Below are 19,526 nucleotides of genomic sequence, written 5' to 3'. Positions count from 1 at the left end.
CGCAATGAGCGCCACGCCGCCCGAGTTCGAGGCGCCGCACGAAGACGGTCCGCCGGAGGACTACGGCCTTCCGGACGAGCTGATCCTCGGTGTCGAGGAGGCCCTGGCCGAGGGCCGGGTCGAGGCGGTCGAGCGCCGCCTGGAGCCGCTGCATGCGGCCGACCTCGCCGACCTGCTCGAGGCCCTGACCAAGGAGGAGCGCCGGCTGGCGGTCGACATCCTCGGCGCCGGGCTGGACGCCGAAGCCCTCGCCTACCTGGATCCTTGGATCCGGGAGGAGGTGATCGAGCAGCTGGGGCCGCGCAACCTGGCCCGCGGCCTGATGCAGCTCGACAGCGACGACGCCTTCGAGGTCTTCGAGGACCTGGAGGAGGATTTTCAGCGTCGGATTCTTGCAGCACTTCCATTGGCTTACCGCCACCTCTTCGAAGAAGGCCTGAGCTATCCGGAGGACTCCGCCGGGCGCCTGATGCAGCGGGAGGTCGTGGCGGTGCCGGCGGCCTGGACGGTCGGCGAGACCATCGACTTCATGCGCGCCTCCGAGGACCTGCCGACCGACTTCTACGACCTCTTCGTCGTCAACCCCAAGCACAAGCCGCTGGGCTCGATCCCCCTGAGCCGGGTCCTGCGCACCCGCCGGCCGGTCCGGATCACCGAGATCATGGAACCGGAGATGCGCCCGGTGCCCCTGACCATGGACCAGGAGGAGGTCGCCTACCTCTTCCGCCAGTACGGCCTGGTCTCGGCCCCCGTGATCGACGACGCCGGGCGCCTGGTCGGCACGATTACCGTGGACGACGTGGTGCACGTGATCGACGAGGAGGCCGAAGAGGACTTGATGAAGCTGGGCGGCGTATCGGAGACCGACCTCTACAGCGCCTTCTGGGAGACCACCAAGCACCGCTCGAGCTGGCTGGTGGTGAACCTGATCACCGCCATTCTCGCCTCGGTGGTGATCGGCTTCTTCGAGGCCACCATCCAGCAGGTGGTGGCCCTGGCGGTGCTCATGCCGATCGTCGCCTCGATGGGCGGCAACGCCGGGACCCAGACCCTGACCGTTGCGGTCCGGGCCCTGGCCATGAAGGACCTGACCGCGGCCAACGCGCAGCGCTTCGTCGGCAAGGAGCTGCTGGTCGGCCTGGTCAACGGGGTGCTCTTCGCGGTCCTGGCTGGCGGGGTCGCCTGGCTCTGGTTCCAGTCGCCGCAGATCGGCGCGGTGATCGCCGCAGCGATGGTCATCAACATGGTCGTCGCCGGGCTCTTCGGCACCCTGATCCCGATCGGGCTGGAGAAGCTCGGGGTCGATCCGGCGGTCGCCTCCAGCGTCTTCCTGACGACGGTCACCGACGTCATCGGCTTCCTCGCCTTCCTCGGCCTGGCGGCGGCCTTCCTGCTGTAGAAAAGCCGACGGTGGGAGCCCATCTCCCGACTATGGCGCAGGAGTCGGGCCACAAGCTGAAGACCTACTACAACGAACGCTGCCCGGTCTGCAGCGCCGGCATCCACGCCTATCGGGCGAGCCAGTCGGGCGACGTCTGCGGGCTCGACTGGCAGGACATCAACCAGGACGAGACGGCGCTCGCCGCCCAGGGGGTGACGCGCGATGACGTCTGGTACCGTCTGCACACGGTCGACGAGGACGGCCGGATCCTGGTCGGGATCGACGCCTTCATCGCCATCTGGGACGAGCTGCCGGCCTATCGCCGGCGGGCCTGCCTGCTGCGCCTGCCCGTCGTCCGGCAACTCGCCTATCTGGGCTATGAGGCCCTGGCCTTCTGCCTCTACCGCTGGAACCTCTGGCGAGCACGGCGCGGGGCCGGCTAAGCGCCAGTCTGATCGGTCGCGATCTCACCCCCTCCCAACCCTCCCCCATCAAGGGGGAGGGCTAGTTCAGGTGGCGGTCGGAGTGTTCTCCCTCCCCCTTGATGGGGGAGGGATACGTAGCACGGCGCTTCGCGCGGGAGGGGGTGACACGCCGGAGTGCGCCAGTGAGCCTCGCCGCGTTGGCTCAGGTGATGTGAGCGCCCTTGGTCTCGACGAAGACCGAATAGAGCGACTGGCTGGCGGTCATGAACAGCCGGTTTCGCTTGGTCCCGCCGAAGCAGACGTTGGAACAGATTTCCGGCAGGCGGATCTGGCCGATGCGCTCGCCGTTGGGCGCGAAGACGTGCACGCCGTCGTAGCCGTCGCCGACCCAGCCGGCGCTGGACCAGATGTTGCCGTCCTCGTCCGCTCGGATGCCGTCGGCGAAGCCAGCCTTGCCGTCGAGCTCCATGTCCGCGAAGGTCTGGGCCTTGTCCAGCTTGTCGCCATTGACGTCGAAGCCCCAGATGATGTTCTTGGCCTCCGAGTAGTGGCTGGCGCCGGTGTCGGCGACGAAGAGCCGCTTGTAGTCGTGCGAGAAGCAGAGGCCGTTGGGCTTGAAGGGCTGGTCCGCGACCTTGGTGATCTTCGCGGTCTTGGCGTCGATGCGGTAGACCGCTTCCTTGCGGAAGGGCTGCACCGAGCCGGTGTTGTGCCGGGTGCCCTCGTAGTTCATCAGGCCGCCGTAGCCCGGATCGGTAAACCAGATCGACCCGTCGTCCGGGTGCACCACCGCGTCGTTGGGCGCGTTGAAGCGCTCGCCTTCGAAGTTGCTGGCCAGCACTGTGACCTCGCCGCTGGGCTCGTAGCGCACGACGTGGCCGGTGTCGTGCTGGCAGGAAATCTGCCGGCCCTGGAAGTCGAAGGTGTTGCCGTTGCTGTTGTGCGAGGGATAGCGGAAGCGACGAGCGACGTGGCCGTCCTCCTCAATGAAGCGAAGCTGTTCGTTGTTGGGGATGTCGCTCCACAGCAGGTAGCGGCCGACCCCGCTCCAGGCCGGCCCCTCGGCCCAGAGCGTGCCCTGGTGGAGGCGCTGGATCGGCGTGTTGCCCAGCTTTGCCTTGAAGCGCTTGTCGAGGACGACGATGTCCGGATCCGGGTAGCGGACCGGCTCGGCATCGGGCCCGAAGTTGCGGGCAAAGGCCGAGGGCGCCATAGAGGTGGCGGCCGCAAGCGCCGTCGCAGCGGCGAGGAAGCCGCGCCGGTCGAGTGCGGGCCGCTCCTCGTCGCCGTTTTGCTTGGGCGTGGACAGGTCGACGAATTCGTGTTCTTGCACACGGTGCATGGACTTTCCTCCCAGTTTTCGAGCGGTGGAACCCGGACGGGAGCGCAGGTCCGTGGCGCTCCGCCTCCGGCGCCGGGGCTTGGCTGGGGACCGCGGAGTCCCGAGATCCGGGAGCCCGGGAGCCCGACCCTCTTGATTCTGGTTTAGCCCCTGCCGCGCTCTTATCGCGCCAGTAGCATGCCCCAGGAGATTGCGGTCCGCAAGAAAGCCGCCGTCCTGCGGCGAGGGTGCCAGCGGTCCGACAAGTATTTCGTACTTTACCTTTACGTAAACGTAAGGTACTTTCGCCGTCATGGAGCCTTACGGCATCGGCGAGCTGGCGCGGGAGTCCGGGGCAACCCTGCGGGCGATCCGCTTCTACGAGGACCACGGCCTTCTGCGGCCGCTGAGAGAGGGGCAGCGGCGGATCTACCGGGAGCGCGACCGGACCCGGCTGAAGCTGATCCTGCGCGGCAAGCGCCTGGGATTCAGCCTGGCCGAGATCGCCGAGATCCTGGCGCTCTACGACGAGCCGCGCGGCGAGGCCAGGCAGCTCGATTTCCTGCTGGACAAGATAGCGGCCCGGCGCGCCGATCTCTTGGCCAAGCAGCGGGACATCGAGGCCAGCCTCCGGGACCTGGACGGCGTGGCCCGGGACTGCCGCAGGCGGCTGCGCAGCCTGAAGGGCGAGGCCCGGACGCGACGGCGGAGGAGTGCCGGATGACGCCGGCGCAGGGGCCCTGGCAGGTGGCCGACCGCGGGCGCGGACAAGCCCTGGTCTCGCGGTCGGCGCAGGAGGGAGGCGGCAATGGCGCCCAGCTTTGAGCCGCCCGATCCGGACTTCGAACGGCGGGTCAGGGACAGCTTCCAACGTCAGGGAATCATGGGGCTTATTGGTGCTCGGCTCAGCCTAGTCGCGCCCGGCCACGTCGAGATCGAGCTGCCATTCCGCGACGACCTGACGCAGCAGCACGGCTTCTTCCACGCCGGCGCGACCAGCACTGTCGCGGACTCGGCGGGCGGCTATGCCGCCTTCAGCCTCTTCCCGCGAGAGGCTTCGGTGCTGACCGTGGAATACAAGATCAATCTGGTCGCGCCGGCCGAGGGCGAGCTGCTGCGGGCGGTCGGCCGGGTCCTGCGCCCGGGCCGGACTTTGACCCTCTGCGACCTGGAGGTCTTCGCGGTGGCGCCCGGGGGGGCTAAGCTCTGCGCGAAAGGCCTGCAGACCATCATGCGCCTGGACGGGCGCTCGGACATGCCCCTTCCGGGCTGACCGGAGCGGCCGCCGCTGGCGGCGCTGCTTTCGGGGCTTGGAAATTCTTTCTTGGATTGGATGCGATGATACCGAACCAGCTGCCCTCCCTGAACTTCGACCTGGGCGAGACGGCGGACCTGCTCCGCGACACGGTGATGAGCTTCTCGGCCGACGAGATCGCGCCCCTGGCCGAAGCGACCGACCGCGACAACCTCTTCCCGCGCCAGCTCTGGCCGAAGCTGGGCGAGCTGGGCCTGCTCGGCATCACGGTGGAGGAGGACTACGGCGGCTCCGGCATGGGCTACCTGGAACACTGCGTGGCGATGGAGGAGATCAGCCGGGCCTCGGCCTCGGTCGGGCTCAGCTACGGCGCCCACTCCAACCTCTGCGTCAACCAGATCCGGCGCAACGGCAGCGAGGACCAGAAGCGGCGCTACCTGCCGAAGCTGGTCTCCGGCGAGCACGTCGGCGCCCTGGCGATGAGCGAGCCCGGCGCCGGCTCGGACGTGGTCGGCATGCGGACCCGGGCGGAGAAGCAGGGCGACCGCTACGTCCTGAACGGCAGCAAGATGTGGATCACCAACGGCCCGGTCGCCGAGGTGCTGGTGGTCTATGCCAAGACCGATCCGGCGGCCGGGTCGCGCGGCATCACCGCCTTCCTGATCGAGCAGGGCTTCAAGGGCTTCGGCACGGCCCAGAAGCTCGACAAGCTCGGGATGCGGGGCTCCGACACCTGCGAACTGGTCTTCGAGGACTGCGAGGTGCCGGAGGAAAACGTCCTGGGCCAGGTCGGAGAAGGGGTCGGCGTGCTGATGAGCGGCCTCGACTACGAGCGCGCCGTGCTGGCCGCCGGACCGCTGGGCATCATGCAGGCCTGCATGGACATCGTCGTGCCCTATGTCCACGAGCGCGAGCAGTTCGGCAAGCCGATCGGCGCCTTCCAGCTGATGCAGGGCAAGCTGGCCGACATGTACACCACCATGAACGCCAGCAAGGCCTACGTCTACGCGGTCGCCAAGGCCTGCGACCGCGGCGAGACCACCCGCAAGGACGCCGCCGGGGCAATCCTCTATGCGGCCGAGAAGGCGACCTGGATGGCCCTCGAGGCGATCCAGTGCCTGGGCGGCAACGGCTATATCAACGACTACCCGACGGGCCGCCTGTTGCGCGACGCCAAGCTCTACGAAATCGGCGCCGGCACCAGCGAGGTCCGCCGGATGCTGATCGGGCGCGAGCTCTTCGAGGAGACCCGCTGAGGACGCTTGCGCCACAATCCTGCCCCAAGGGCATCGTTCCATAGGTCTTGGCGGTGCTCGGTCCTGGAGCGGGACGATTTGAAGTCGATTGGACTTCAAGCCTGAAACCCGCTCTATTGCAATGGTCGGAGCACGATCCAGACAAGGGGTCGATTTGACCTCACATCATCGTGCTCTAGGATCGCTGGCGGATCTGCGTGGGGAGCAACCGAGAATGGTCGATTCTGACCTGCCGGAAGTGACGCCGGAAACCCTGGCTGCGCTGTCGTCGGTCACCACGGCGACGGTCTCGATGCAGCTCCTGAAGCGCGGGATCCGCCGCTGCTGGCTCAAGGGTCCGGCATCGCTGCATCCGCCCGGGCATGCCGCGAACCGGCGCCTGGTGGGCGAGGCCTTCACCATCCGTTTTCTGCCGCTGCGCGAGGATCTGGGTACGCCCGAGAGCTACACCCAGGAAGGCTCCTTGCGGGACGCGATCGAAGCCCTGCCGCCCGGTCACATCGTGGTCGTCGATGCCCGGGAGAGCGCCGACTGCGCGACCCTGGGCGACATCATGGTGGCCAGGATCCAGGCCCGCGGCGGCTTGGGGGTGGTCTGCGACGGCCCGCTGCGCGACATCTCTGCGGTCAAGGCCCTGTCCTTCCCGGTCTACTGCACCGGCGCCTCGGCGCCGCCCTCGATCGCCGGCCTGGTCTTCGCCGGCTGGCAGGAGCCGATCGGCTGCGGCGGCGTGGCGATCATGCCCGGTGACATCATGCTGGCCGACGAGGACGGCGTGGTCGTGGTGCCGCGGGCCCTGGCCAACGAGGTCGCGACCGCCGGGGTCGAGCAGGAGCGCTTCGAACGCTACGTGCAGAAGCGGATCGAGGAGGGCGCGCCGGTCAAGGGCCTCTATCCCCCCGACGACGAGACCTTGCGCGCCTACGAGGCCTGGCGCGAGACTCAGGAGGACTAGCCTGTGTTTCCACCGTGGTCACGCTCTGCGCCGGGATCCGACCCAGTGGGCGGCGCTGTTGCAGACCATGGCCACGGTGAGAAATGGTTGGAGCAGCCTGCGTTCATTCGAACGCAGACACGCTGCTCTATCTATATGAAATAGATCAAACCGTCTTCGCCCGGTTGGATTGGGATCAGCGCAGGCAGTTTCTTTGCTCGGGATGGATAGAGCGGGTTGCATTGCCTCGGGTTGAAGGCAGGCGCCTCGGGGCCAAGCGGCGGGCAGGCAAACGGGCCAGGGTCGGCGATGCCGCCCCGGCCCCCTTGCCCAGGAAAGCCGTCAGCCGTGGCCGGTCAGCTGCAGGTCATGCCGCCGGCCAGGACGCCCGCACCCAGACGCGGTCGCCGGAAGGCGACGTGGTACTGAGTGCCGGCCTCGATCAGGTCACCGAAGAACATCGGTTCCCATTCGTAATAGACCTCGGCGACGATCACCGATTCGCCCGGCTGGAGGTCCAGGCCGTCCGGCAGCGTCGCCTCTTCGTCTTCCTTGGAGCCGACCGTGCTGCTGTAGGTGCTGCTGTCGCACTCCTTGTGGATCTGGAAGTTGATCCGCGACGGCGGATCGTCCGTGGTGCCGCCGCGCACCGAGGTGACGATGGCGTGCCCGTTGGTCTTGAGGTCGAAGACCTTGCCGAAGAGATGCTCCGCCGCGTCGTAGGCCAGTTTCACTTCGGCGTGGGTGATGTTCTCCGGCTGCGCCACGAGGTCGGAAATGGAGGATGCGGCGCGGTCCATCCTCTGGTGCAGCAGGATGTACATCGCGGTGTTCACCGTGCCCAGAATCAGGGTGACCAGGACCGGCAGGGCGAAGGCGAACTCGATCAGGATGCCGCCGCGCTCTTGGCGTCCGAACTCGCTGCCGCGTCGGCTCAGGTAGGTCGTGCTCGAGATCTTTGCGGTCATTTGCTTTCTCCCATCTGCTTGGCCCGCGGCTCAGCCCTCGTCCGGCCAGGGTTCGTTGCGGACCGTGATCGCAGCTTCGAGGGTGACCTTTTCGCTGCTCGCGGCGGCGGCGAAGAAGGGCGTCATCCAAGGCCAGTCGAAGTTGACCCGGTAGAGAACGATGGCGCCGGAGGCGCCGGCGCCCTGGCCGGAGTCGCCCTGATCTTCGTCCCAGGTACCGTTGCCGTTCTTGTCGTGCATCTCCGGCACGAACTCGTCCTTGCCTTCCTTGAAGTCGGCGCCGTCCTTGGGGTCGGCATCGATGTAGGGTTCCGGCTGGCCGACCGACGAGAAGTCGTTGTAGACCAGGAGCTCGATGTCGCTCGGCTCGATCTCCACGAGGCTCTGGGCGTGGTCCACGACGATCTCGGCAATCTTCTGCTCCCGGGTCACTTCGCCGCCCGGGGTCTGGCCGGTGATCCCGAAGCGGGAGGCCTCGCGCAGACCGCCTTCGACCGCAATCTGAACGAACATCAGCATGGACAGCTCGACGACGCCGACGAGCATCAGGATGAAGACCGGAAAGGCGATCGCCATCTCGACCATGCTGGCACCTTGCCGATCCCTAAAGAATCGTTTGATAGGAGTGGCTTTCCTAGCGTTCTTCTGCATCTTCTTCCCCTCCAAGAAGGACTCCCTCCGGGACTACCCGTCCTCCCGGACCGGGAGGTGTTCTAAAGAAAACTCCAATCGTCCGTCTTCGTCTTATGCCGTAGGATTCGGGCCACCGTCGTCCGGCCCGTCTTATCGTTCCGGCTTACGCCGGCCGTAATCTCTGCCTGCGCGCTCGGCCCACGGTCATCCGAAGTTGCCAAGCGCGTCGGCGATATCCAGTCCCGCCGGCCCGATCAGCACGATGAAGAGCGGCGGCAGGATGAAGACGATCATCGGCACCGTGAGCATCGCCGGCAGCCTTGCTGCCTTCTCCTCGGCTTTCATCACGCGTTCGTTTCGCGATTCGGCCGCGAGGACGCGGAGCGACTGGGCGAGCGGGGTGCCGTAGCGTTCGGACTGAATGAGCGAGTTGACCAGACCGCGCATGGCGGGCAGATCGACCCGTTCCTTGGTGTTGCCGAGGGCGGTCGTGCGGTCCGGCAGGAAGCTGAGCTCCGCCGCGGTCAGGCCGAACTCCTCGGAGAGCTCGGGAGCAGCCTCCGACATTTCTTCGGAGACGCGCTGCATGGTGGCATCCAGGCTGAGGCCCGCCTCGGCGCAGATCACCATCAGGTCGAGCGCGTCGGGCAGCGCCTTGCGGATCAGTTCCCAGCGCTTCTGAATGGTGTTCTTGACGTAGATCTCCGGCGCATAGGTCCCGAAAACGGTCAGGCCCAGGACCGCGACCATCTTCTGGAGGTTGTCGAGGTTGTAGAGCTCCAGGACATAGAGGACGAAGAGGGAGATGCCGCCGAAGACGAAAGGCAGGGCGAGCTTCGCAAAGAGAAAGCGGACCACGGCGTCCTTCGATCGCCAGCCGGCCTGCGAGAGCCGGCGGGCAAGCTTGTCGCCCTGCGCGGATCGGAGCAGCTTCAGCCGGTCGACGACCTGACGCATCACGGTCGTCGCCTGCAGCTTCTGGCGCCGCCGCGGCGTCACCATGATGCCTTCCTTGAGCTGGAGGCGTCGGTCGGACATCTCTTTCATGCGCCGCTGCGAGGGATCCCGAACGACCAGGGCCGACCAGACTGCAATCGTCATGACCAGGGCCGAAAGGCCCGCCATGGCAATGACGATCTCTTCCTGTCCTATGGAGTCGAAGGGGTTCATATCTCGAACTTCACCATCTTGATCATGACGCCGATGCCGACCACGAAGGAGCAGAGGCCGATTCCCAAGAGCATGTGGCCCCGGGGATCGATGAAGAGCTTCATGATGTAGTTGGGGTTGACGAGGTAGATCATGCCGCCCATCACGAAGGGGAGGACGCCGATGATCATCGCGCTCGCCTTGGCCTCGGAGGACAGCGCCTTGATCTTGAGCTTCAGCTGGCGCCGGCCGCGCAGAACGTCAGCCAGATTGTTCAAGGTTTCGGCAAGGTTGCCGCCGGTTTCGGCCTGGACCGCCAGGCTGATCGTGAAAAACTTGAACTCCTGGAGGTCCAGCCTGTTGGCCGCTTCCCACATGGCTTCTTCCAGGGTCCGGCCGAACTTGACCGCGTCGGTGATGATCCGGAACTCCTCGCCGACGGGATCCTGGATCTCGGTGCCGACGTTGGTGATGGATTCGGAAACCGGCAGTCCGGACTTGATGCCGCGGACCATGAGCTCGATGGCATCCGGGAAGAAGTTGAGGAACTTCGATTGCCGCCGTTTGATGAGGTAGCCGATGACCATGTGCGGCACGCCGATGCCGAAGCCGAGGCCGATCAGGATGTTGGCGGGGAGCGGCGTCAGGCCGACTATCGACGCGATCCCGAAGACCGCGCAGCCGAGGATTCCGGAAATCGCCAGGTAAGTTCCCAGCGAGAACTTGACGGCGGCGCGCTTCAGGCGCTGCCGCAGCATCTCGGGGTTTGGCAGCAGGTTCCGGATGATCCGGTCGAGGGCGGCGATGTCGCTGTAAGAGGTCGACAGCCGGACGTTGACCGCGCCGTCCTTACCCTTGTCGGTGGAGGCCTCGACGTTGCCCTTCGCGCGCTCGATGCGGCGCAGGTAGTTCTTGTCCACCCCGGAGAAGGCCGCGAGCAGGAGCAAACCCACAGCGGCGGCGATCATCAGGGTGAGTATGAGCTCTTGTTGGCCGAATGATTCGAACATGAACCCTTGCCCCTAGATGGATTCCAGCAGGACCTTGTCGAGCCCGAAGTAGGCGGCCTTGCTGGTGAAGTGCGGACGGAGACCGGTCGACTTGAAGACACCCGTGATCTGGCCTTGGGTATCCTGGCCCTCGAACTTGAAGTTGAAGAGCTCCTGCGTGGTGATCACGTCGCCTTCCATGCCGACGACCTCGGCGATGCTGGTGACGCGACGCACGCCGTCGCGCATCCGGCTGATCTGGACGATCAGGTCGAGCGCCGCGGCGATCTGGGTACGCACGGCCTTACTCGGCAGGTTGATACCGGCCATGCCGACCATGTTTTCCAGACGGGTCAGCGCCTCGCGCGGTCGGTTGGCGTGGACCGTGCCGAGCGAGCCGTCATGGCCGGTGTTCATGGCCTGAAGCATGTCGACGGCCTCGGCGCTACGCACCTCACCGAGTATGATCCGGTCTGGACGCATACGCAGGGAGTTCTTGACCAGGTCTCGCATCGTGACCTCGCCTTCGCCCTCGAGGTTGGCCGGCCGCGTCTCCAGCCGGACCACGTGAGGCTGCTGCAGCTGGAGCTCGGCTGCGTCCTCGATGGTGACGATGCGCTCGCCCTGGTCGATCATCTGCGACAGGGCGTTCAGGAGCGTGGTCTTACCGGAGCCGGTACCGCCGGAGATCAGGATGTTGAGGCGGCTGCGGGCGGCGACCTTGAGGACCGCGCACATCTTGTCGGAGATGTTGCCCTGCTGCGCCATGATGTCGAGTGTGATGCCCTTCTTGGCGAACTTACGAATTGAGATCGAGGCGCCGTCGATCGCCAGCGGCGGGATGATGATGTTGACACGACTGCCGTCCAGCAGGCGGGCGTCGACCATCGGCGTCGATTCGTCGACGCGCCGGCCGATCTGGGAGACGATGCGGCGCGAGACGTTCAGAAGGTGCTCGTTGTTGCGGAACACGACGTCGGTCAGCTCGAGCTTGCCGCCGCGCTCCACGTAGGTCTGCTTGGGGCCGTTGACCATGATGTCGGTCACGAGCTCGTCGGCGAGCAGGGGCTCGAGGGGCCCCAGGCCCAGCATGTCGTCGAGCAGCAGCTCGACGAGCTGCTCCTGCTCGACCGCGTTGAGGCGCATCCGCTCTTCGTCGAGCACTTCTTTGAGGATGTCGCCGATCTGCATGCCCAGCTCGTCGCGGGGCAGCTTGGTGGCTGCGGTGACGTCGATCCGCTCCAGCACGATCGGCTGGATCTTCTCGCGCGCCTTCTCGACCGTGGGCAGCGGCGTCGTGGTCTTCTTCTTGGCCGTATAGACCTCTTGCTTCTCCTCACCGCCGCCGCTGGGGGACATCGGCCCGGCGGCCGAGGGCCCCGCCTGGAGCAGCCAGCTGATCAGCTCTGTGACCACCAGCCGGCGGGTCAGGAGGTCGACGTGCTCTTCGCCCTGGTCCAGGGCCGCGGTGACGATCTCGCCCATGCGAATCGCCAGCTGCGGCCGGGGCAGCTTGCTGACGTCGTCGTCGGCGAAGGCTTCGAGAACGACGGGCTTGAGCCGCTCGAGGTGCGGCGACAGGTCCGTTCCCTGATCTCCGCCGCCCGGTCCCTGGGGACGTTGAGGCTGTCCAGCGCCGTTGGTCCGTGGAATTGCAGTCATATTGCAGCCTTACCTAGCTCTCGTTGAACCGGCTCGACGTCGACCCGGCCTTACTTTGGCTTCTTCTTGAACAGACTGAACGACATCTTCTTGCCGGCCGCCGGCGCCTTGGCCTTGCCCTTGCCTTTGGTCGGGGCCTTGGGCTCCTCCTCGGCGCCGAGCTTGTCGGCAACCTGGCGGATCAGCTTCACCGCCTTGCTACTTTTGGCCGAGACCACCAGCGGCTTGCCGCTGTTGGCGGCCTTGGTGAAGGCCTTGGAGTCCTCGGGCATCAGGAAGTCGACCTTGCGGCCCAGGGCCTTCTGGAACTCGGCCTTCTTGACCGCCTCGTGCGAGCCGCCGGAGCGGTTGGCGATCACGGTGACTGGCACGTTTGGCGCCGCCTCGTCCACCGAGCTGAGGATCCGGATGGAATCCCGCAGACCGGCCAGGGTGAGCTCCGTCACCAGGATCACGTCGGTGGCCTGCTGCAGCACCCGCTCGCGCACGGCGAAGGCCGGCCTTGGCAGGTCGATGACGACGCATTCATTGCCCCGGCTGAGGGCCTCGAAGAGGACATCGATGGCGGAGGGGTCGAAGTTGGTCTCCAGGCGCAGGGTCTCCTCGGTCGCGAGCACGCTGAGGTGCTCGCTGACCTTGGCCATGGCGCTGGAGATGAACAGGCTATCGATCCGCGCCGGGGTCTCCAGCGCCTCCCGCAGGCCGCGCGTCGGCTCCAGGTCGAGAGCCAGCGCGACGGTCCCGAACTCGAGGTCGAGATCGAGCAGCACCGTCTTCTTCTTCCGCTCCTCACCGAAGATCCAGGCCAGGCTCACGGCGACCGTGCTGGCGCCCACGCCGCCGCGCGACCCGATCACGGCGATGCGCTTGGTCTCCTGCGCGTCGGCCTGGGTCGCTTCCTGGACCGGCTGCGCGGATTGCTGCGCCCGCGTGATGGCGGCGGTCAGGGCCTTCTCGGTGACCGGCTTCACCAGGTAGTCGGAGACGCCGGCGCCGATCAGCTCGCGATAGAGGCTGACGTCGTTGACCGTGCCGATGCCGATCAGCTTGGTCTCGTCGGTGAAGGCGGTGGTCAGCGACAGCATTGCCGCCAGGGGGGCATTGGATTCCCCCAGGTCGACGATCATGATCCGCGGAGGCGTCATCACCTCCATCAGATACTGCAGGGACTCCTTCGTGCCGCCGTCGAGCACCAGGGGGGTGGTGAACATGTCCCCGAGCACGCCCGCGACCACGTTGTGCGTCTGTCCGTCATTGACGAAGGCGACGCAGTCCGCATTCACGCTGCTTGCCGTTTCAGGCAGGCTGGTTTGTTCCGCGATGCTCATAGGTCGCTCGTCCTCTCTCTCTCGATCTTCTTGACCTTGTCCGTCCGGTAGCGCTCGACCGAGGTCGCACCCTTGGTGCCGTCTGCCGGGCTGAGGCCGCGGCCCTCGATCAGGTCTTCCGGAAAGGCCACCATGGCGCCCAGGTTGTAGGCGGTCGCGCAGCCGACGCGGAGCTCGGGCCGGACACCGGGAATGATCGCTTCCTCGGCTTCGCAATCCGGCATCATGACGACGGCCCGGCGGATCACGATGCCGATGCTGTCAGGGGCGATCAGGGGATCGTCGGCGCCCTCCTGCACGTTGAGGCCGAGGATCCTGAGCTCGCCGCGGATCGCATCCAGCCGGGCGAGATCGGTGGGATCGATCGTCCCGTCGCTCGCGCGCGGCGCCGAAACGAAGACGTCGTCTCGTGCGGTCACCTTGGATTCCTGCAGGAAGGCCGCGAGGCGCTCCCGCTCGACCCGGTCAAGCTCCATGGAATCGCTGCCGAAGGCGACGCGATGTCGAAGCCGGACCCACTCCGCCTGGGCGGGGGCATCCCATTCCGTGGGACTCCAGGACGCCAGAGGGAGGAGCCCTTCGTTGATGCTGCCGTCGAAGCCGGCGCAGGCGGTCATCGGGAGCAAGGCCAGGACCGGCAGCAGTGTACGAGTGAGGAAGCGTTGCTTGATGGTCATGACTTACTCCACGATAAAGCCGGCAGCGTTGGCCGGACGGCCGGCGACTCCGACCGAGGGCCGCAGGGGCACCGTCTTGCGGGCCACCGGCACGGCGTCCGAGCTGCCCCGCGGCGGCTGGCGCAGACGGGTGTAGCGATCCATCGGTGTCGCCAGGCGCACGTTGCTCGGCGTCACCAGGTAGGGGGTGACGATGATCGCCAGCTCGGTCTCGTCTCGCTGGAAGCGCTTGCTGCTGAACAGCGCACCCAGGATCGGGATGTCGGCCAGACCCGGTGTCTTGTCCAGGGTGTAGCTGGAGTTCTCGAATTGCATGCCGGCGATCGCGAAGCTCTGGCCCGACCCCAGCTCGACCGTGGTCTCCGCCCGTCGCACGAAGAGGGCGCGGACCACGAAGTTGCCGACCGTGACCTCGTTCTCGGTCGCCAGCTCGCTGACCTCCGGACGGACCAGGAGGCTGATCCTGCGGTCGTCCAGGACCGTCGGGGTGAAGGCCAGGCTGACGCCGAACTCCTTGAACTCGATGGTGATCGTGTCGTCGGTGGCGATGGCGATCGGGAACTCACCGCCGGCCAGGAAGCTGGCGGTCTCGCCCGAGACGGCGGTCAGGTTCGGCTCGGCCAGGATGGTGACCAGGCCGTCCTCGGAGAGGATATCGATGACGCCGTTGATGTCGAAGTCGCCGAAGTCTTCGCCGCCGTAGATGGAATCGACCTCGGTGCCGGTCCGGGTGATGTAGGTGGAGTCATTGGACAGGGGCGGGCTCAGTGCGGCGGAGCCGGCCGCGGTGCTCAGCAGCACCGGGTTGCCCGTCGCCACGCCCAGTAGGAACTGACCGTCGTAGAAGTTCTCCCAGCTCATGCTCAGCTGCTCCAGGAGGTTCTTGGTCACCTCGGCGACCCGCACCCGGATCGAGACCTGGTTGGGCATGGTCACGCGAAGCCTGTTGACGACCTGCTCTTCGTCGTCTGTGAGGAACCGCTGGGCCAGCAGCTTGGCGTCCTCGGACTGGCGCTCGGTCTCGACCTCGCCCCGGAGCACGATGCCGCCGTTGACCGAGGCGACCTGGATCTGGCCGTCGGGCATGATCCGATTGAGCTCTTCGCGGAGGCGGGCAAGGTTGTGGCCGACCACGACCTCTCGCTTGGTCATGATCCGCTCGTTGGCGTCGATCGCGTAGAACGTGGTTCCGCCCGGCCGCTTGCCGAAGACGTAGATGATGCGCGGCGACATGACCGTGACATCAGCGACCTTCGGATTACCGATGAACACGTTCTGGGCGGGCCGGGGAAGGCGGATGACCTGGCCTTCGTCGACTTCCAGCTCCATCCGATCGCTCTGCGCGGCCGTCGGTTCGGACCAGAGGGCTGCCGCCAGGACCGCTAGGCCGGCGAGCAGGGCTCTGGCTTTGGTGTTGGTTGTAGTGATCATTCGGGCGCCTCCGCCGACTGGGTTTCACCGGGAGCGCCTTCCCCGTCGCTGTCCGACGAACTACCGCCGGTGCTGAGCATTTCTTGTTTGCCGTTGCTTGAGATACGCATGACTTCGGAACCGCGGGCGACCGTCAGGCCCTCGGAGTTGGCCCAGGGAACGAGCAGGCTGACCTCGTTCTCCCAGGTGTAGGTGCGCGCCGGACGTGCCGGGCCCTCCTGCAGCTCGTCCGGGTCGAGTTCGCCCGCCGCCATCTGCCGGAGCTGTTCCTGGTCCTCGGCCAAGCTGCGCAGGCTGAGCGAGAGGCTGCCCAGGGACTGCGCCACCGTGGTCACCTCGACCTGCTTGGCTGTCAGCTCCAAGGTGATGGTCTTGCCGATCTTGGGCTGGCCGTCCTGATCGTCGGTGCGCTGGTCGATCGCCAGGATCCTGACGTTCTCCAGGATCGTCTCGCTGGCCCGGCGCCGCTTGTTGTCCTGGGTGCGGATGGTGTGCGACAGGATGATGTCGACCCGGTCACCCGGATGAATGAAGCCGGCAACGCCGGTGGCCGCGCCGATCTTGATCGACTTGGCGCGAAACCCGGGCTGCAGGACGGCGGCAAGGAAACCGCGCTCGCCGCTCTTGATCACCCGGGCCTGGGCGATCGGCTGGCCCTCGAGGATCCCGTCGCGGACGACGCCGCCGTGCAGTTCGGCGCTGTCGAACTCGCCTTTGACCAGATAACTGTTGGCGAGCGACTCGTCGGGCCAGGCCTGCCAGCGCAGGTCCCGTTCGTTGACGAGCGTCCCGGTCGGCAGATTGCGTGCCGCGACCAGCACGAAGGTTTCGTGCGTCGGCTTCGGCGCCGGCACGGCGATCTGTGGATCGGGCCGGTTCATCATGTTCTTCATCATGAGCATCGAGCCGCCAGCGAGGAGGACGGCGACTCCGACCAGGACGATGACCCTCATCGACATTGCTTAGACTCCAAGAAGTAAGCCGACCGCCACGTAAAGTGCGCCTGAGCAGATCGCCAGGCCGTAGGGCAGCCTCACAAAGGGAATGCGCAGAAACGTCATGACTCCGTTGGCCGTCGCCGCGAGGTTCGAGGTCGCAGCGGCGGGCCGATGACGCAGCCAGGTGAAGATCGCGATGACGCCGCCGGCCAGGGCCATGATGACGACCAGCTCGAGCATCAAGCCGGGTCCGGCCCACAATGCGCAGGCGGCGAGGAGCTTGGTATCGCCGGCGCCCATGAGCGAGCTGCCGCGAAAGGTGATCACGAACATCACGAAGCCGACCGCCAGGGTGGCGCCGGCAACGATCAGCGCGCCGGTCCAGTCAATGGGCTGGGGCGCGGCGATGACATAGGCCGGATAGAGCAAAGCGATGGCTGCGCTGATCCGGTTCGGGATCAGGAAGCTGCGGACGTCGGTGACCGCCGCCCAGACGACCAGACCGGCGAACACGAGGATCGCAAACTGTGAGATGTTGATTGCGACAGACATCTAGCTTGGCTCCGGGGCTCCATCACCTCGATGGCGACGAGCGGCTCCCATCTCCTTCGTAGAAGGCCGGGGAGCTAACCTCCCGGGCCAACGGGTTGAGTCAGTACGTCTGGAATCGGCTCGATCCCCCCGGCACTCACGCGCTGGCGCGCGCACCGGGTTCGGATGCCTCCGGCCCCTCGGGCCTCGGAAGCGAACCTTCGGCCGCCGTCGCCTCGGCGGCCGCGGCGAACGCGCACTTGGCGATAGCTCGAAGGTTCTTCAACATCTTGCCTCTTCCCTCCGACGAACGTAATCGAAGGGGAATACTTAATTAGAAAAGTTAAAAACCACTTAAGGATGTCTCTAGACGATAGGATTAGGCACAAACGATAAAGAATATTAAGCATGTTTAGTTTTAAGGATCATTTATTAGTTAGTTATTTTCTATTAAGGTTAATCAAGTATTGCACGGCAATGCTGGATCGGAACGGGCCTTGGGCACCGCTCCAAGGCCGGACACGTCTCGGTCGAGATGCTGGGGTGCCGATCTCAGTCGTCGTTGCGCTCAGCCCCGGTCGCGGGCCCTGCGGCGCGCAAGGTTGCCGGTATGGCCGCCTTCAGGAGCCGCCCTGGGGCAGAAGATCGGCCTTGGCAAGGAAGGGATCGGCGTAGATTCGGTCGAGGGGCAGGCCGCGCCGGGTCAGGAGGCTGCGGGTGGCCTCGACCATCCGCGGGGGTCCGGCGACATAGGCCGTATAGCGGCCCAGGTCGTCCAGGTCCTCGGCGACCGCATCGGAGACCAGGCCGCGACGAAAGCCGCTGCCCGGCGGGGCCTCGGAGAGGACGATGTGGAAGCCGAAGTTGCGGTACCGCCGGGCCAGCGCCTCGAGCGCGCCCTCGAGGTAGACGTCGGCGTCCCGCCGTACCCCGAAATACAGCAGGATCTCCTGGGTCGCACCGCCGGCGAGCAGGGTCTCGACGATGGACTTCATCGGGGCCAGTCCGGCGCCGCCGGCGATGGCCAGGATCGGGCGAGGATCGGCTTCGCGCAGGAAGCCCTCGCCATAAGGACCTTCGAGGCCGACCGAGTCGCCTTCGCGCAGGATCTCGGCGACATAGGAGCTGGAGCCCCCGTCGCCGGTATCGCGGATGTGGAATTCCAGCAGCGCCTCGTCGGGGCGGCTGCCGATCGAGTAATCACGCGGCGGCAGGTCGCCGAAGGACAGCCGGGCGTACTGACCGGCGCGGAAGCGGAAGGCGCCGGCGGCGCCGGGATCCAGCCGCAGCAGGGTGATGTCTCGGGCGAGTCGGGTCAGCTCGGCGACCCGCGCCACGAGGCACCGGCGAGGCAGGTCGTCGCCCCCGGTCACGTCCCGAACCCTTCGCCGGCGGATCGGCGCGAAGGCTCAGACGCTGAAGCTCTCACCACAGCCGCAGCGGTTCTTTTCATTGGGGTTATTGAAGACGAAGCCCGATTGGATCTTGTCTTCGACATAGTCCATTTCCGTACCGATCAGAAACATCACGGCCGTCGGGTCGATGAAGATCTTGACGCCCTTGTCTTCGACCACGTCCTCGAACTTCTTCTGCTCTTCGGCGTATTCGACGAAATAGCTGAGGCCGGAGCAGCCGCGGGTCTTGACCCCGACCCGCAGCCCGAGGACCGGATTCTCCGACCGCGCAATCAGCGAACGGACCCGCTCGGCGGCCGCCTCGGTCAGCGTGATCATCGATTTGGACATGGGTTCCATCAATCTCTTACTCGCTGATGCTCATATGGGGTCAGAAGAAGCCCAGGGCCAGGCGGGCGTCCTCCGACATCCGCTCCTTGGTCCAGGCCGGCTCCCAGGTCAGGGTCACCTGGACCTCGCCGACGCCCGCGACCGCGGCGATGGCGTCGGCGACCTGCTGGGGCATCTCGCCAGCCACCGGGCAGGCCGGGGCGGTCAGGGTCATGGTCACCAGGACGCTGCCGTCGGCCTCGACCTGGAGATCGTAGATCAGGCCCAGCTCGTAGATGTTAACCGGGATCTCGGGGTCGTAGACCTCGCGGACCGCATCGATCACGGCCTCCCGGGTCGCGACCGGGCTGGCCGCCGGGTCGAGCGGCGTGCCGGCCCTGGCGGTCAGGCCCTCGGTCTCGCTCGGGCTGGCGCCGAAATAGCCGGGGAACATCGTCACAGCCTCCTCATGCCCGAAGGGAGCTCTCGACCGCGCCCGGCGCCTCGACCAGGCCGTCCTCCGACCGGCCGAGCTTCTGCAGGTGCTTGAGCATGGCCATCATGCCGACCTGGCGCTGCATGGTCAGGGCGCCCAGGTTCAGCCGCCGGATATGGTCCAGGGTCAGGGCCTGGAGCTCCTCGCCGGTCAGACCGCTGAAGGCCTCGGCCATCATCGACACCAGGCCCTTGACGATGGCGGCATCCGAATGGCCGCGAAAGTAGTGCCGGCCGTCCTTCGGACGGTCGACGATCCAGACCTTCGACATGCAGCCGTGCATCAGGTTCGTCTCGGTCATCCAGGCCTCGGGGAAGGGATCGTCCCGATGCCGCTTGGCCAGGTCGAGAATGTACTCGAAGCGCATCTCCTCGTCGTCGATGGCCTCCAGCGTTTCCGCGAACTCCTGATACTTCTCCAGTGTCATG

At 66.2% G+C, this 19,526-nt stretch carries 21 protein-coding genes; 6 read left to right on the top strand and 15 right to left on the bottom strand.

The window, feature by feature from the left end; genetic code table 11:
• The first annotated feature begins 4 nt into the window (after positions 1 to 4).
• Together mgtE and QNJ30_12650 are read left to right on the top strand one after the other, a co-directional pair.
• The gene (gene mgtE, locus QNJ30_12655; GenBank protein ID MDJ0944315.1) at positions 5 to 1,399 is read left to right on the top strand and encodes a magnesium transporter; all 1,395 of its coding nucleotides are present in this window, start codon (positions 5 to 7) and stop codon (positions 1,397 to 1,399) included.
• A gap of 32 nt (positions 1,400 to 1,431) precedes the next feature.
• Positions 1,432 to 1,824: a DUF393 domain-containing protein gene (locus tag QNJ30_12650; protein MDJ0944314.1), complete on the top strand. Its 393-nt coding sequence runs from the start codon at positions 1,432 to 1,434 to the stop codon at positions 1,822 to 1,824.
• Positions 1,825 to 2,008: 184 nt separating this feature from the next.
• Here the strand turns inward: QNJ30_12650 and QNJ30_12645 are convergent, their stop codons facing one another.
• Positions 2,009 to 3,148, bottom strand: a complete 1,140-nt coding sequence (locus QNJ30_12645) for an SMP-30/gluconolactonase/LRE family protein (protein MDJ0944313.1) — start codon at positions 3,146 to 3,148, stop codon at positions 2,009 to 2,011.
• A gap of 292 nt (positions 3,149 to 3,440) precedes the next feature.
• Here QNJ30_12645 and QNJ30_12640 point away from each other — a divergent pair, with 292 nt between their 5' ends.
• The 4 genes from QNJ30_12640 to QNJ30_12625 all read left to right on the top strand — a co-directional run bounded on the left by QNJ30_12640 (position 3,441) and on the right by QNJ30_12625 (position 6,593).
• Complete coding sequence (locus tag QNJ30_12640; GenBank protein MDJ0944312.1) at positions 3,441 to 3,851, top strand: MerR family DNA-binding transcriptional regulator; 411 nt, start codon at positions 3,441 to 3,443, stop codon at positions 3,849 to 3,851.
• A gap of 84 nt (positions 3,852 to 3,935) precedes the next feature.
• Complete coding sequence (locus tag QNJ30_12635; protein ID MDJ0944311.1) at positions 3,936 to 4,400, top strand: PaaI family thioesterase; 465 nt, start codon at positions 3,936 to 3,938, stop codon at positions 4,398 to 4,400.
• Between the two features lie 65 nt (positions 4,401 to 4,465).
• On the top strand, positions 4,466 to 5,638 hold the full coding sequence (locus QNJ30_12630; protein ID MDJ0944310.1) for an isovaleryl-CoA dehydrogenase: 1,173 nt from the start codon (positions 4,466 to 4,468) through the stop codon (positions 5,636 to 5,638).
• Positions 5,639 to 5,852: 214 nt separating this feature from the next.
• The gene (locus QNJ30_12625; GenBank protein ID MDJ0944309.1) at positions 5,853 to 6,593 is read left to right on the top strand and encodes a ribonuclease activity regulator RraA; all 741 of its coding nucleotides are present in this window, start codon (positions 5,853 to 5,855) and stop codon (positions 6,591 to 6,593) included.
• Between the two features lie 335 nt (positions 6,594 to 6,928).
• Here QNJ30_12625 and QNJ30_12620 read toward each other — a convergent pair whose 3' ends face one another.
• From QNJ30_12620 to QNJ30_12555, 14 genes are all read right to left on the bottom strand, one after another.
• Entirely contained in the window at positions 6,929 to 7,540 is a 612-nt protein-coding gene (locus QNJ30_12620; protein MDJ0944308.1) for a TadE/TadG family type IV pilus assembly protein, read from the bottom strand.
• 30 nt (positions 7,541 to 7,570) lie between these two features.
• Entirely contained in the window at positions 7,571 to 8,125 is a 555-nt protein-coding gene (locus QNJ30_12615) for a pilus assembly protein (protein MDJ0944307.1), read from the bottom strand.
• Positions 8,126 to 8,377: 252 nt separating this feature from the next.
• The gene (locus QNJ30_12610) at positions 8,378 to 9,343 is read right to left on the bottom strand and encodes a type II secretion system F family protein (GenBank protein ID MDJ0944306.1); all 966 of its coding nucleotides are present in this window, start codon (positions 9,341 to 9,343) and stop codon (positions 8,378 to 8,380) included.
• Positions 9,340 to 10,332: a type II secretion system F family protein gene (locus QNJ30_12605; protein MDJ0944305.1), complete on the bottom strand. Its 993-nt coding sequence runs from the start codon at positions 10,330 to 10,332 to the stop codon at positions 9,340 to 9,342. Before QNJ30_12605 ends, QNJ30_12610 begins: the two co-directional genes overlap by 4 nt.
• A gap of 12 nt (positions 10,333 to 10,344) precedes the next feature.
• Positions 10,345 to 11,973 (bottom strand): CpaF family protein, encoded by a 1,629-nt coding sequence (locus QNJ30_12600; protein MDJ0944304.1) that lies wholly within the window; start codon positions 11,971 to 11,973, stop codon positions 10,345 to 10,347.
• Between the two features lie 50 nt (positions 11,974 to 12,023).
• On the bottom strand, positions 12,024 to 13,301 hold the full coding sequence (locus QNJ30_12595; protein MDJ0944303.1) for a P-loop NTPase: 1,278 nt from the start codon (positions 13,299 to 13,301) through the stop codon (positions 12,024 to 12,026).
• Positions 13,298 to 13,978, bottom strand: coding sequence for a CpaD family pilus assembly lipoprotein (locus QNJ30_12590; GenBank protein ID MDJ0944302.1), 681 nt, complete (start codon positions 13,976 to 13,978; stop codon positions 13,298 to 13,300). The genes QNJ30_12595 and QNJ30_12590 overlap by 4 nt, the downstream gene beginning before the upstream one ends.
• A gap of 3 nt (positions 13,979 to 13,981) precedes the next feature.
• Positions 13,982 to 15,409, bottom strand: a complete 1,428-nt coding sequence (locus QNJ30_12585) for a type II and III secretion system protein family protein (GenBank protein ID MDJ0944301.1) — start codon at positions 15,407 to 15,409, stop codon at positions 13,982 to 13,984.
• The gene (cpaB, locus tag QNJ30_12580; protein MDJ0944300.1) at positions 15,406 to 16,368 is read right to left on the bottom strand and encodes a Flp pilus assembly protein CpaB; all 963 of its coding nucleotides are present in this window, start codon (positions 16,366 to 16,368) and stop codon (positions 15,406 to 15,408) included. Before cpaB ends, QNJ30_12585 begins: the two co-directional genes overlap by 4 nt.
• A gap of 3 nt (positions 16,369 to 16,371) precedes the next feature.
• Entirely contained in the window at positions 16,372 to 16,899 is a 528-nt protein-coding gene (locus QNJ30_12575) for a prepilin peptidase (GenBank protein MDJ0944299.1), read from the bottom strand.
• Positions 16,900 to 17,498: 599 nt separating this feature from the next.
• Positions 17,499 to 18,251: an FAD-binding oxidoreductase gene (locus QNJ30_12570; protein MDJ0944298.1), complete on the bottom strand. Its 753-nt coding sequence runs from the start codon at positions 18,249 to 18,251 to the stop codon at positions 17,499 to 17,501.
• Between the two features lie 36 nt (positions 18,252 to 18,287).
• Positions 18,288 to 18,623 (bottom strand): iron-sulfur cluster assembly accessory protein, encoded by a 336-nt coding sequence (locus QNJ30_12565; protein ID MDJ0944297.1) that lies wholly within the window; start codon positions 18,621 to 18,623, stop codon positions 18,288 to 18,290.
• Positions 18,624 to 18,663: 40 nt separating this feature from the next.
• Positions 18,664 to 19,056 carry an SUF system Fe-S cluster assembly protein gene (locus tag QNJ30_12560; GenBank protein MDJ0944296.1) on the bottom strand — a complete coding sequence of 131 codons (393 nt, stop codon included), beginning with the start codon at positions 19,054 to 19,056 and terminating at the stop codon, positions 18,664 to 18,666.
• A 13-nt stretch (positions 19,057 to 19,069) separates the two neighbouring features.
• Positions 19,070 to 19,525 carry a SufE family protein gene (locus QNJ30_12555; GenBank protein MDJ0944295.1) on the bottom strand — a complete coding sequence of 152 codons (456 nt, stop codon included), beginning with the start codon at positions 19,523 to 19,525 and terminating at the stop codon, positions 19,070 to 19,072.
• Between the last annotated feature and the right edge of the window lies 1 nt (position 19,526).

The organism is Kiloniellales bacterium, assembly GCA_030066685.1.
In the GTDB taxonomy this organism is placed as follows: Bacteria; Pseudomonadota; Alphaproteobacteria; order Kiloniellales; family JAKSBE01; genus JAKSBE01.
The sequence above is the reverse complement of the archived record's forward strand: the minus strand, read 5'-3'. Positions and strand labels throughout refer to the sequence as shown.